The sequence below is a fragment of the Mesorhizobium sp. B2-3-5 genome (assembly GCF_006442395.1).
In the GTDB taxonomy this organism is placed as follows: Bacteria; Pseudomonadota; Alphaproteobacteria; order Rhizobiales; family Rhizobiaceae; genus Mesorhizobium.
Map to the genome: position 1 here is coordinate 153789 of NZ_VFVX01000002.1, position 12912 is coordinate 166700.

Here is a 12912-nt window from a genome sequence, read left to right on the forward strand (position 1 = left end):
CGTCCGCCTAGACGTGACCTGAATGGTTCATGTCCTGCCGGACGGCAAGGAGTGAGCCATGAACGATTTTTCTCCCGTAGCGGACGACGAGGCCGTCGCCATCGCCCGCATCCTTGCAAACGACCACGTCGCCGACGTCGTCGAGGCGCTCAACCATGAACCGCGCGAAACGGCGACGGATCTGCTTTGCGCCGTGCCTTTCGAGCGGCTGGTCGAGATATTCGATCAGCCTGAGCTCGAAGGCGCGCCCGAACTCGTGGAGGCCCTGCCCCGCCCCAAGGCAAGCAAGCTGCTCACCGCCATGTCGGTCGACCGGGCAGCCGACATCCTGCGCGAGCTCGACGAACCGGCTCGCTCCGAGCTGCTCGGTGCGCTGGCGCCGCCACTGCGCGCGACCCTTCTTTCCATTCTGGGTTATCCCGAAGGCAGCGCCGCATCGATCATGACGACCGAATTCGTCAGCGTTCCGTCCGATTGGACCGTTGGGCGCACGCTCGATTACATCCGCAAGGTCGAGCGGACGCGCGAAACCGTCTACGCGATCTACATCGTCGATCCGGAAACGCATCTCCTGGTGCGGTCGACCGGTTTGCGCCGGCTTATCACCGGGGAGCCGGACGACTCCATCATGTCCGTGGCGCCGGACCGCGTACCGGTGACGGTCACCCCGCTGACCGATCGTGAAAATCTGGCGCAGACGATCTCGAAATACGATTTGCTCGCGGTCCCCGTCGTCGATCACGGCAAGATTCTCGGCATTGTCACGATCGACGACATCATCGACACGATGATCGAAGAGACGACGGAGGACGTGCATCGCTTCGGCGGCATGGAAGCGCTTGACGAGCCCTACATGAAGATGAGCTTCCTCGCGATGATCCAGAAGCGCGGCGGATGGCTCTGCGCCTTGTTCATCAGCGAGATGCTGACGGCCAACGCCATGCAAAGCTACGAGGGAGAGCTGGAAAAGGCGATCGTGCTGACGCTGTTCATTCCGCTGATCATGAGCTCCGGCGGCAATTCCGGCTCGCAGGCGACCTCGCTGGTCATCCGCGCGCTGGCGCTGCGTGAGATCGGGCTGCGCGACTGGTGGCGCGTCGCCTTGCGCGAACTGCCGACCGGATTGGTGCTCGGCTCGATGCTGGGTCTGGTCGGCATCTGCCGCATCGCACTCTGGCAATATATGGGTTTCTACGATTACGGCCCGCATTGGCCGCTGATTGCGGCGACGGTCGGGGCGGCACTGGTCGGTATCGTCACCTTTGGCTCCCTGTCCGGGTCGATGCTGCCGTTCGCTCTGAAGAGGATCGGCTTCGACCCCGCCAGCGCATCGGCCCCGTTCGTCGCCACGCTGGTCGATGTCACCGGGCTGGTGATCTATTTCTCGGTGGCGCTGGTCATCTTGCGCGGCACGCTGCTGTAGCACGACAACTGTCTCCGCCGCCGGCAAAGGCTGGCGGCGCGGCTGAAGAGAACTTCGCCCCGTCGAGCGAAAAGGAGGCGCGCCGACAATGCGCTCCTCCTCGACGGCCTGGTCGACGACCAGATCGATGCGTCCGCCAAAGTCACGAGCAAGCGGTGCTGAGCTGAGCGGGGGCGACGGACATTGATTGCTCCCCTTTGACGGCAAGCCGCTGGCAGCGGACGACAGATCAGACGCGCTGGCCGTCTTTCACCCGGTATGTCGGCTTGTACATGGTGACGAGTTCTTCCGCGGCGGTCGGGTGTACCGCCATGGTCCGGTCGAAATCATCCTTGGTCAGCCCTGCCTTCAGCGGAATGCCGAGCAGTTGCGCCATCTCTCCCGCATCCGGCCCCAATATGTGGGCGCCGAGCACTTTGCGCGAGGCGCCATCGACCACCAGCTTGATCAGCATCTTCTCGTCACGGCCCGACAGCGTATGGCGCATCGGCCGGAAACTGGCGCGATAGATCTCGATATCGGCGAAACGCTTGACGGCTTCGTCTTCCGACAGGCCCACGGTGCCAATCTCCGGCTGCGAGAAGACGGCGGTGGCAATCGTCTGGTGATCGGGCGCGGTCGGGTTGTCCTTGAATGCCGTCTCCACGAAGCACATCGCCTCATGGATCGCCACCGGGGTCAGCTGCACGCGGTTGGTGACATCGCCGATCGCCCAGATGTTGTCGATATTGGTGCGGGAATAGTCATCGACCTTGATCGCGCCGATCGCGGTCATCTCGAGGCCGATGCCTTCGAGGCCCATATTCTCGGTGTTGGGGACGCGCCCGATGGCAAGCATGACCTGATCGACCGTTAGCACCTTGCCGCTGGTGAGAAGGGCGTCGAGCCGGCCGTCCGGCCGCTTGCGCACCCACTCTGTCACCGAATGGCACAGTATCCTTATCCCCTTTTTTTCCATCGTCTCGTGCAGCATGCGCCGCAGGTCCATGTCGAAGCGGCTGAGAATCTCCTTGCCGCGATAGACCAGCGTGGTGTCGACGCCGAGGCCGTGGAAGATGTTGGCGAACTCGACCGCGATATAGCCGCCGCCTTCGATCATGATCGCCTTCGGCAGCGCCGTGAGGTCGAAAGCCTCGTTGGAGAAGATGCAGTGCTCGTGGCCGGGCAGCGCCGGATGCGCCGCCGGGCGGCCGCCGGTGGCGATCAGAATCTGGTCGGCGGTGACGGTGCGGTCCTCGCCCAGAAGATGCACCACGTGCGGATCGACGATCATGGCCCGTGAATGGAAGGGCTCGCCGCCGGCGCCTTGCACATTCTTCTTGTAGATCGCTTCCAGCCGGCTGATCTCGCGATCCTTCTTGGCGACCAGCGTCTGCCAGTCGAAACTAGCTTCCGGCACTGTCCAGCCATAGCCGGCTGCGTCGGCAAAATGCTCCGGGAATTGCGAAGCATAGACATAGAGTTTCTTCGGCACACAGCCGCGAATGACGCAGGTGCCGCCGAAACGGTATTCCTCGGCGATGCCGACGCGCTTGCCAAGTGCCGCGGCGATGCGCGCCGCACGCACCCCGCCCGAGCCGCCGCCGATAACGAAGAGATCGTAGTCATAACCGGCCATAAGCGGCTCCTTGGACGTCGGAAAACGTCAGTGACAGGTAGGCCGCAAACGGCCAAAAGAAAAGCCCGGACAAGCCGGGCTTCACAGACGGCGGCCAAGGCCGCATTTGAAGATGCAAGGTCAGTTCTGCGTGTCGTCGGCAGGAGCCGAACCGTCGGCGGGTGCCGCACCATCTGCCGGGGCTGCATTGTCGGCAGGTGCGGCTCCATTTGCAGGCGCGGGCGCGGCTGGTGCCGCGGCCTTGGCAGCCGCTGCCAGGGTCTCGCCGACCTGCTGGGCCAGATCGCGGGCGAGGCCGTTTTGCCAGATGTCGGCAGCCTTGACCAAATCACGCGTCACGGTCGGGCCGCTGTCGAGCAGCTTCTTGCCGGACTCGGAACTGTAGAAGGCCGCGATATCATTGAGTTCCTTTTCGGAAAACACCTTCGCATAGGCAAGAGCCGCTTCCTTCTCGAGATCGGCGCGGCGCGAGGCCAGTGCCATCGCCTTCTCGTTGACCGTCTTGCCGATCAGTTCCTGCATATCCGGATTCTTCTGGATGAGCTGCGATTCGAGGGCAGCGGCTGCCTGCGGCAGGATGTTGTCGAAGGAGTCGGTCGCATGGATCGCCGCGACTGCTGCCCGGGCCGCCTTCAGGTGCGATTCCGTGACATCCTGCGAAAACGCCGGCGAGGAGAAGGCCAAGACAGCCGAGGCCGCCAGAACGGCGCAAAGGCCGCGAACCCGGTTATACAACATCATGGTCGGTAGAACTCCCTGGTTTTCGGGCGGCATGGACGGTTTGGATGCCGTCGCCGCCGGCGATGATGGCCGCTGACGCCAGCCCGATGAAAAGACCATGCTCGACCACGCCCGGAATGGCGTGGAGAGCATTCGAAAGCGCTCTTGTATCCGGAATGCGGCCAAAAGATGCATCGAGGATAAAATGGCCGCCGTCTGTAACAAAAGGCTGGCCTCCCGTCATCCTCAATGTAACCGGACCGGAAAGGCCGAGATTTCCAGCCGCGGCGGCCACCGCGATCTCGGTGGCGCGCAGGCCGAACTGGTTGACTTCGATAGGCAAGGGAAACCGGCCGAGCGTCTCGACCATTTTCGATTGGTCGGCAATGACGATCATGCGCCGCGAGGCCGCGGCCACGATTTTCTCGCGCAACAGCGCGCCGCCACCGCCCTTGACCAGGGTCAGTTCCGGGTCGACCTCGTCGGCGCCGTCGACGGTCAGATCGAGCTCGGGCGTTTCCTCAAGCGTCGACAATGGCACGCCAAGCTCGCGGCACAGCAAAGCGGTGCGCTCCGAAGTCGGCACACCTGTTATCCTCATGCCGGTGGCGACCTTGTCGGCAAGCAGCCTTACGAACTCCTCGGCGGTGGTGCCGGTGCCTATGCCGAGCCGCATGCCGTCCGTGACATGGGCAAGGGCCGCCCGCGCGGCCTCGACCTTCAATTGCCTCGCATCCATGCCGCTTTGCTGCCCCGGAACCCTGACCCATGCCGCCCAAAAGTGATCTCGATCTTGGGAAAACGACATGCATAGAACAAAGAACCAAAGCCCGCCGTATGGTCCGTTTCGACGCGACGCGCTTTGGTGTTTCGGGCTCGTAGCATTTTTGCAGGCTCGGTCAAAGCCCTTGGCGGCTATCCACCGGTCTGCTTGCCTTGGCGCGTCGCAGCCGCTATCGCCTGCCGATGTACAACCCTGCGCAGGATGGATCATGAGTCGCCCGATCATCGTGTTCGATCTCGACGGAACGCTGATTGACACGGCGCCGGACCTGCTCGACAGCCTCAACCACAGCCTGGCCGCCAGCGAACTCGCGGCCGTCGATGAGGCCGGCTTCAGGCGCTTTGTCGGCCATGGCGGCCGCGTCATGATAGAGCGGGCGCACGCCGCGCAGCAGCGATCGCTTGATGTCGCGGAGCATGACCGGCTCCTGAAACTGTTCCTCGATCACTACACCGACAACATTCCCGGCAAATCCCGTCCCTACCCCGGTGTCATCGATGCGATCGCACGCTTCGAGAACGCAGGCTATCTGCTGGCCATCTGCACCAACAAATACGAGGCCAACTCGCGGGCATTGATCGAGGCGCTCGGCTTGACCAGACATTTCGCGGCAATCGCCGGACAGGATACGTTCGCGTTCCGCAAACCCGACCCGCGCCATCTGACCGAAACCATCCGACTGGCGGGCGGCGATCCACACCGCGCCCTGATGGTCGGCGATTCGCAAACCGATATCGACACCGCCAAGGCCGCCGGCATTCCCGTCGTCGCCGTCGATTTCGGCTATACCGACCGTCATGTGCGCGAATTCGAACCCTCGGCGGTCATCTCCCATTTCGACGCGCTGACGCTCGATCTGTCGCAAAGGCTGATCGCTGCCGCAGGGCACTGAGCGGATAGGTCTCGGCACTAACCAGGACTGACCCGAAAGAGCGAAAAAACCGATCCCTGTGAGAACACCAGACACCGCCTTGACTTAACCGGCTGCCCTCCCTTATATCGCGGCTCGCTTGGCCTTCGGGCAACGAGCGGGCGATTAGCTCAGCGGGAGAGCACACCCTTCACACGGGTGGGGTCGCAGGTTCAATCCCTGCATCGCCCACCATTTTTCCCAAATGGTTATCCGGCTCTATCTTCGCGCCGAAGCGGAAAAAATTGCAGCCTGCGCGGCCATAGCCAGGCGCGTACCGCATCCGTCTGGAACCAACCACAACCCCAGCGAGTTTCCTTCCGTCGAAACTTGAGGGAAAACCATGTCCAGACTTCTTCTGGCGACCAGCGTCGCCGTTCTTCTCGCTGCCGCTCCGGCTCTGGCCGCGGATGAAAAGCCGCTGCCGCCGGCCAATGCCAAGAAACTGTCGGAGATCATCGCCAAGGTCGAGCAGCGCGATGGGTTTCGCTACGTGAAGGAAGTCGACTGGGACAGTGGCGCCTACACCGTCACCTATTACACCTCGGACAAGGCCAAGGTCGAAATCACCTACGATCCGGTGACGGCCGAGCCCAAATAGGGGCGCCTGCAGATATCCTCGGATTGGATGGATATGCCCGGTCTCGGGGCGCCCGTGGAGGGTCCCCGGACGCGCCGCGAAATGCCCATCCTTGGAATATGATGCCGCCCTTTCCGCCGGCCGAGACGCCGGATTCCGGCGCCCCGCTGTCGGAGCGATAGCGCATGTCGCCCAAAAGTGCGCAACGGTTTTGGGACAACGACATGCACAAAAAAAAGAACTCAAAGCGCAATACGCTTTGATCAGCTCGAGGGCGAGCGCACCGCCTCGGTCGCGTCCAGCGCCTGCTTCAGCCGGGAATCGCGGTCGTAGACATCGTTGAAATACTCGACCTTGCCGGACATGTCGGGCCAGGCGGTGAAGTAGGCGACATAGACCGGAATCTTGCGCGTCACATCCTCGGTCGAGTGCCCATGCTTCAGCTTCTCGGCGACATAATCGACCGAGGTGCCGAGCACCGCCGCCGCCATGCCGCGCGGATCCTGCAGGCGCACGCAGCCATGGCTGAGCGCGCGCATATCCTGCTTGAAGAACGATTTCTGCGGCGTGTCGTGCATGTAGATCGCATGCTTGTTGGGGAACAGGATCTTCAGTTCACCCAGCGCATTGGCCTCGCTTGGCTGCTGGCGCACATTGTAGGGAATGTTCGCACCATAAGCGCCCCAGTCGACCGCCGAGGACGGAATGTGCTTGCCGCGCGCATCGGTCACCTCATACCCGGCGCGGTCGAGATAGCCGGGATCGCTGCGCAACCTGGGCAGCATTTCGTTGACGATGATCGACTGCGGCACACCCCAATAGGGATGGAAGTCGACCTGCTTGATCTGGTCGTAGAAGAATGCCGTCTGGTTGGTGACCCGGCCGACGACGGCACGTGTCTTCAGCTTCTCTTCGCCATTGTCGACGTAGCTGGCGGTGAACGCTGGCTGGTTGATGAAGACGCGCGGGCTGCCGAGATCGGACGGCAGCCAGCGCAGTTCTTCCAGCGCCACCTGCACCTTGAGCAATCTGTCGGCCTTCGACGTGCCAGCCAGCAGGGCGACCGTACGCGGACCGATGACGCCGTCGCCCTTCATGCCCTTCTTCTGCTGCACCGCCTTGATCAGCGGCACCAGTTCGGGAACGTAGATCTCGCTGGTCGCCAGTCGCGACAGCAGCTCTCCATAGGTGCCGCCCATCTCGTCATCGAGATTGCGCGCGATCAGCGACAGCAGCTTCGGCAGTTCGGGGCTGGTTTCGCCGGGCTTCAGCAGCAGCTTTGGATCCACGACGATCTCGTTTTCCTCGCTCGCCCGCAGGGACTCCAGTTCGACACGCAGCGCCTGATATTCGGCATTCTGCGGATGCCGCGATTCCAGATACGTGCGAACTTCCTGCGTATGCGCCAGCGTCTTCAGCACGCCGACCATGTCGAGCGGCTTGGCCGGGAAATCATAATAGCCGGTCATCCGGTTGGGTTCGACACGGCCGCTCTGGGCGTCATGCGCGTAGCGCAACACGCGCGCCGACAGCGCCATCTCGAAGCGGAGGAGTTCCTTCAACTTGGCCGCGTCATCCGCCGAGGACGAACTCGCGGCAGGCACGTCGACAGTGTAGTCGGCGGGCGTGAGGCCGTAGCTTGCAGCCTCGCCGAGCACCCGCACCGCATCCTGGGCGCGGTTGTTGGGGCCGGTTCCACTCACCCAGATGAAGTCCGGGTTGGCCGAATAGTACGCGATCAGCGCCTTGGCGACGTCGGGTTCGGCATAGAGTTCGTAGTCGCCGAGACCGGCAATGGCGTCGTGAAAAGCGGCCCCCGTGGTGGATGGAACGAACGCGGCGTCCTGGGGTGTCGCGGGCTGTGGCGCTGAGGACAGTTTCGAGAAGTCGACGCGCACCAGCTTGTCGGCCTTGTATGTGTAGTAGGACGGGCTGCTGATTTTTACCCCGCCATCGCCGCCCCCCGGCGCTTTCGGCTTGTGCTTCGGTGGCGGCGGAAACTCGCCCTGCGGCTGGTGTCTGACGCCGCCGCCGAACAACATCTCGAAGAGCCCTTGCGCCCCTGCCTGGGGCACGCCGAAAGCAAGCGTCGCCGTCATCGCCATCAGCGGCAGCACGGTTGCTTTGTTACCAACGAATTTCATGAATCACCCGCTCCGGTCGCAACCGGTTCCCGTTCCGCACGCTAGACCGTCTCGCTCACCGCATGGCGGATGTAAGGCGCGACTATACCGATTCATACCGATTTGGTTAAGCTTCCATAAATTTCGGCGGGGCTGTTGCAGAACGGTTTCACAACGTCGTGACGGCTGGAGCGGAGGTATTTCCGCCCCAGTCGCGGGGATCCAGGCGCCTTCAGGCGTTAGCGCCGCCATCGATGGTCGGTGCGGTGCCGGGGACGAAACGGCCTTCCGGACCGGCGAGCCACGCCACCATGCCAGCGATCTCCTCGGCCTTGCCGAATCGCGGCGTCGCCATCTCCTGGCGCTGGTGTTCGGCATGGGGCCGTCCGCCGGGTTCATGTCGGTATCGGTCGAGTCCGGATGGATGACATTGGCGGTGATGCCGCGCGCACCGAGGTCTCGCGCCAGAGCCTTGGTCAGGCCGACCAGCGCCGCCCTGCTCGCGAACCGTAGCCGGGGCGATGGCCGCGTGGAAGACGGTGGTTGGCACCAACGCCGCGTGACAAACGCAGGCTCTTGTGCTCGAAATTCGAACCAGCCAGCAAGTGAGGGACGACCGTGAAAAAAGGGTATCGCGAACTGCTCGACGAGGCGAACGCCGAGATCGAAGTGGTTTCCCCGGAGGAAGCGGCAGGATTGCTCGAGGACGAAGGCACCGTCTTCGTCGACCTGCGCGACCCTCGCGAGATCGAACGCGACGGCAGGATCCCCGGCGCCAAGCATGTCACCCGTGGCATGCTGGAATTCTGGATCGATCCGGAAAGTCCCTACCACAAGCCGTTCTTCGCTTCGGGGAAAAGCTTTGTCTTCTTCTGCGCCGGCGGCTGGCGCTCCGCACTGGCCACCAAGACCGCACAGGACATGGGGCTCACGCCGGTCAAGCATATTCTTGGCGGTTATACCGCCTGGAAGGCGGCTGGACTGCCTGTAGAGCCTGGCGAAAAGAAAAAATAATCCGAGGCTGCTCAGTGGAGCGGCGACGGCTCCCGGGCCACGAAGGCGACGGCGTGTTCAACCACGCCCCTGTCCGCAAGAATGCGGCGATGGCCGAGCCCTTCGGCCCACCGGAGCCGCACATGGCGGCCGGCACCGGCATAACGTCTTGCATGTTCGGCCGGCACCTCGCGGTCGTCAGGCGCGTGGATGACCAAGGTCGGCACGGGCGCCTGGGCGAGCTGGCGGTCACCGGTGAATTCATGCAGCGGCCGGCCGGAAAGGTGTTCGACGCGGTCCGCCATGGCAACCTGCGAGCGGGGGCCGACGTTGAGCATGCGGCTGAAGTCGGCGAAGATCGCCGGCAAGGAGCTTGGTGCCGCGATCAGCACAAGACGTCCGGCCGCCAGCGGCTGGATGTTCTTGATGGACCCGGCAATGGCATTGGCCGCGATGGCACCGCCGAAGGAATGACCGACCGCCGCGGCAAAGGGGCCAAACCACTCGCCGGCAACCCGCACCGCGTCCACCGCGTTGACCATGTTCAGTCTGCGGCCCTGCGACTGGCCGTGGCCGGGCAGGTCAAGCGAAACCACCCTGTAGCCGGCCGCGCGATAGCCCTCGATCAATGCGCGCATATATTCGGTGCGCGATCGCCAGCCGTGGACGACAAGCACCGTGCCTGCGGCAGCCCTGCCCGGCTGCGGCCGGAATTCATGCACCATCATGCAACCGGTCGCGGTCTTCAGCCGATGATGGCGCGCTTCGGCCATGAACCCGGCAGCCCGGTCGATGGCGCGGCGCTCGCCGTCGGTGAGCGCCCTGGTGCTTGGCGTACGGCAGAACAGTTCGAAAGCCGCGCGCCCGGTGATACGCGGCGCGATATGTTCGCCCGCACCAAACACACCTCGGATGACCTTCAGCCCGAATGATGCCATAGTGAGAATCCATCCATACGTTCAAGCATGAACATAATAGTTCAAAGATGAACAATAGACAAGAGCTACCCTGGGACAACCCGCGTTTTCGCAACTGGGTCGCGGTGGCGCGCGCCTGCCATGTGCTGGAGCGCACGCTGGCGGTGAAACTTGCGCCGCTCGACCTGAAGCCGGCGCAGCTCGACGTGCTGATGAACCTCTACCGCCATCCCGGCATGTCGCAGCACGACCTTGCCCGCAAGCTGCTCGTCGGCCGCTCCAACATCACCATGCTGTTGCCGCAGCTGGAAACGCGTGGCCTGCTGCGCCGCGAAGGCGACGAGAAGGACAAGCGCATCCTGCGCCTCGCCCTGACCGAAGCCGGCGAAACGCTGCTGATGCAGGCGCTGAAAGTGCATATGGCGCTGATCGAAAAGGCGATGAGCCAGTCGACGCCGGAACAATGCGACATGATCGGCGAGCAGATGCGCAAGATCACCGAAGTGCTGAAGGAAGCCTGACCGTCGCTTGGCCAGGCATCCACTTACCACATCGATTTTTTCGCCCGCTCCGGCCATTCCTTGTCATAGGTTTCGCCGTCGATGTTCCTGCGGCTGGTGATTTCCAGGATCTGTCCGGGCGTTGGCAGCGACTTCGGGTCGACATGCCTGGCCGGGTTCCACAATTGCGACCGCACGATGGCGCGGGCGCATTGGAAGTAGACCGTATCGACATCGATGACGGTCACCGAGCGCGCCGGCTTGCCGTCCACGGTGAACGACGCGCAAAGTGCTGTATCGGTGGTGATATGCGCCCGGCCGTTGATGCGCAGCGTCGTGCCGGAGCCCGGCACCAGGAACAGCAGGCCGACGCGCGGATCCCTGATGATGTTCCTCAGCGAATCCGCGCGGTTGTTGCCGCGCCGGTCCGGCATCATCAGCGTTTTCGTGTCAACGATACGCACGAAGCCGGCGAGATCGCCGCGTGGCGAGCAGTCCAGCCCCTCCGGCCCACTGGTTGAGAGGGCAACGAACGGCGAGGCGTTGATGAAGGCGGCATATTCCGGGATGACATGGTCGAGTTCCTTGACCAGCGAGGCTTCGCCGGGCAGTCCGTAGAGCGCCTCCAACTGCTCGACCGATGAGATGACCGACATCTTCTTCCCTCCCGCGAACCTTTTGCCGGCGCTACGCCACGTCCATGACGATTTGACGACAACCGGTCGCCGAAGTTGATTTCGGCGCTGAGGTCAGCGGTCACGGCTCAAGCCCTTTTCCGCAAGTTCCGCTAGGTAAGCACTCCAGCGCTCGTCTTTCTCGTGCCCGAGCGTGTGAAGGTAGTTCCAGGTGAAGATGCCTGTGTCATGGAAATCGTCGAAAGTGATGCGCACCGCATAGTTGCCGACCGGCTCGATCTTCAGGATGGCCACATTGCGCTTGCCGGGAACCGTCACCCGCTGATCCGGTGAATGGCCCTGCACCTCCGCCGACGGCGATACCACGCGCAAGAGTTCCGCCGACAGTTCGAACGGCTGATGGCCGGGAAACGTCACGGTGAGCAGCTTGCGGTCCTTGGAGACCCTCAATTCTTTTGGCGCCGTCATGATCGGTCCTGCTTGAAATCGCCCCTTTCCTACGCTGCTTCGTGCCGTGCGAAAAGGCTTGGAGGGTGCCGACGCGCGATGTCGGTCGGGGAATGTTACCAAAGATCAAGGCCGGCTATCTTGAATGGCGGGTTGGATCGTATCACATAGCCGTATATAACGACGCCGGTAATGGCCACGGAACGTTCGAACATGGACATGATCGACCCCTTCGGTCGCACGATCAGTTATCTCAGAGTGTCGGTCACCGACCGCTGCGATTTTCGTTGCACCTATTGCATGGCCGAGGACATGGCCTTCCTGCCGAAGAAGGACCTGCTGTCGCTGGAAGAGCTGGATCGGCTCTGCTCCGTCTTCATCGAAAAGGGTGTCAGAAAGCTGCGCCTCACTGGCGGTGAGCCGCTGGTGCGCAAGAACATCATGCACCTGGTACGCCAGCTGTCGCGCCATCTCGCCAGCGGGGCGCTGGAAGAACTGACGCTGACCACCAACGGCTCGCAACTGTCGCGCTTCGCCGCGGAACTTGCCGATTGTGGCGTCAGACGCATTAACGTCTCGCTCGACACGCTCGATGCCGACAAGTTCCACCAGATCACCCGCTGGGGTCATCTCGGCAAGGTCATGGAGGGGATCGACGCCGCTCAGGCGGCCGGACTGAAGGTCAAGCTCAACGCGGTTGCGCTGAAAGATTTCAACGACGCCGAATTGCCCGGGATGATGCGCTGGGCGCATGGCCGCGGCATGGACCTGACCGTCATCGAGACCATGCCGATGGGCGAGATCGACGCCGACCGGACCGACCAGTACCTGCCGCTCTCGCTGCTGCGCGCTTCTCTGGAGCGCGAGTTCACGCTTTCCGATATTCCCTTCAAGACCGGCGGCCCGGCCCGCTATGTCCATGTCGCCGAGACCGGCGGAAAACTCGGCTTCATCACGCCGATGACGCATAATTTCTGCGAGAGCTGCAACCGGGTCAGGCTGACCTGCACGGGCACGCTCTATATGTGCCTCGGCCAGGAGGATGCGGCCGACCTGCGCGCGCCGTTGCGCGCATCCGAGGGCAACGAACTTGTCGCCGACGCAATCGACGAAGCCATCGGCCGCAAGCCGAAAGGCCATGATTTCATCATCGATCGTCGCACCAGCCGCCCATCGGTGTCACGGCATATGAGCGTGACGGGCGGCTGACCCAGCCGCCGATTTGTGCAAGGTTCGCCTTTCGGTCATCGGCTTTGGGGCAA

13 protein-coding genes, 1 tRNA gene and 1 pseudogene are annotated in these 12912 nt (G+C 62.9%); 7 read left to right on the plus strand and 8 right to left on the minus strand.

The window, feature by feature from the left end:
- The first annotated feature begins 58 nt into the window (after nt 1-58).
- On the plus strand, nt 59-1423 hold the full coding sequence (gene mgtE / locus FJ958_RS03540; RefSeq protein ID WP_140739484.1) for a magnesium transporter: 1365 nt from the start codon (nt 59-61) through the stop codon (nt 1421-1423).
- A 229-nt stretch (nt 1424-1652) separates the two neighbouring features.
- Here the strand turns inward: mgtE and gor are convergent, their stop codons facing one another.
- From gor to rpiA, 3 genes are all read right to left on the minus strand, one after another.
- Entirely contained in the window at nt 1653-3041 is a 1389-nt protein-coding gene (gor, locus tag FJ958_RS03545; RefSeq protein ID WP_140739486.1) for a glutathione-disulfide reductase, read from the minus strand.
- Between the two features lie 120 nt (nt 3042-3161).
- Complete coding sequence (locus FJ958_RS03550) at nt 3162-3782, minus strand: DUF2059 domain-containing protein (RefSeq protein ID WP_140739489.1); 621 nt, start codon at nt 3780-3782, stop codon at nt 3162-3164.
- Nucleotides 3769-4500 (minus strand): ribose-5-phosphate isomerase RpiA, encoded by a 732-nt coding sequence (gene rpiA, locus FJ958_RS03555; RefSeq protein ID WP_140739492.1) that lies wholly within the window; start codon nt 4498-4500, stop codon nt 3769-3771. The genes FJ958_RS03550 and rpiA overlap by 14 nt, the downstream gene beginning before the upstream one ends.
- A gap of 253 nt (nt 4501-4753) precedes the next feature.
- On the opposite strand from rpiA, the gene FJ958_RS03560 reads away from it, so the two are divergent.
- From FJ958_RS03560 to FJ958_RS03570, 3 genes are all read left to right on the plus strand, one after another.
- Nucleotides 4754-5437 carry a phosphoglycolate phosphatase gene (locus FJ958_RS03560; protein WP_140739495.1) on the plus strand — a complete coding sequence of 228 codons (684 nt, stop codon included), beginning with the start codon at nt 4754-4756 and terminating at the stop codon, nt 5435-5437.
- 138 nt (nt 5438-5575) lie between these two features.
- Nucleotides 5576-5650: transfer RNA gene (locus FJ958_RS03565), tRNA-Val, on the plus strand.
- 148 nt (nt 5651-5798) lie between these two features.
- Nucleotides 5799-6056 (plus strand): PepSY domain-containing protein, encoded by a 258-nt coding sequence (locus FJ958_RS03570; RefSeq protein WP_140739498.1) that lies wholly within the window; start codon nt 5799-5801, stop codon nt 6054-6056.
- 242 nt (nt 6057-6298) lie between these two features.
- Here the strand turns inward: FJ958_RS03570 and FJ958_RS03575 are convergent, their stop codons facing one another.
- On the minus strand, nt 6299-8179 hold the full coding sequence (locus FJ958_RS03575; RefSeq protein WP_140739501.1) for a murein L,D-transpeptidase: 1881 nt from the start codon (nt 8177-8179) through the stop codon (nt 6299-6301).
- Nucleotides 8180-8390: 211 nt separating this feature from the next.
- Nucleotides 8391-8662: pseudogene (locus FJ958_RS03580) on the minus strand (SDR family oxidoreductase); the annotation flags it as partial.
- 114 nt (nt 8663-8776) lie between these two features.
- Between FJ958_RS03580 and FJ958_RS03585 the strand changes: the two are divergent.
- Nucleotides 8777-9172, plus strand: a complete 396-nt coding sequence (locus tag FJ958_RS03585) for a rhodanese-like domain-containing protein (RefSeq protein WP_140739503.1) — start codon at nt 8777-8779, stop codon at nt 9170-9172.
- Nucleotides 9173-9183: 11 nt separating this feature from the next.
- On the opposite strand, the gene FJ958_RS03590 is transcribed toward FJ958_RS03585, so the two are convergent.
- The gene (locus FJ958_RS03590; RefSeq protein ID WP_140739506.1) at nt 9184-10089 is read right to left on the minus strand and encodes an alpha/beta hydrolase; all 906 of its coding nucleotides are present in this window, start codon (nt 10087-10089) and stop codon (nt 9184-9186) included.
- A 47-nt stretch (nt 10090-10136) separates the two neighbouring features.
- On the opposite strand from FJ958_RS03590, the gene FJ958_RS03595 reads away from it, so the two are divergent.
- Nucleotides 10137-10589, plus strand: coding sequence for a MarR family transcriptional regulator (locus FJ958_RS03595; RefSeq protein ID WP_140739509.1), 453 nt, complete (start codon nt 10137-10139; stop codon nt 10587-10589).
- Nucleotides 10590-10612: 23 nt separating this feature from the next.
- On the opposite strand, the gene FJ958_RS03600 is transcribed toward FJ958_RS03595, so the two are convergent.
- Nucleotides 10613-11224 (minus strand): pyridoxamine 5'-phosphate oxidase family protein, encoded by a 612-nt coding sequence (locus FJ958_RS03600; protein ID WP_140739512.1) that lies wholly within the window; start codon nt 11222-11224, stop codon nt 10613-10615.
- A 93-nt stretch (nt 11225-11317) separates the two neighbouring features.
- Entirely contained in the window at nt 11318-11671 is a 354-nt protein-coding gene (locus tag FJ958_RS03605; RefSeq protein WP_140739515.1) for a DUF971 domain-containing protein, read from the minus strand.
- Between the two features lie 192 nt (nt 11672-11863).
- On the opposite strand from FJ958_RS03605, the gene moaA reads away from it, so the two are divergent.
- A complete protein-coding gene (gene moaA / locus FJ958_RS03610) occupies nt 11864-12859 on the plus strand; it encodes a GTP 3',8-cyclase MoaA (RefSeq protein ID WP_140739963.1) in 996 nt (331 codons plus the stop codon).
- The last annotated feature ends 53 nt before the right edge of the window (nt 12860-12912 follow it).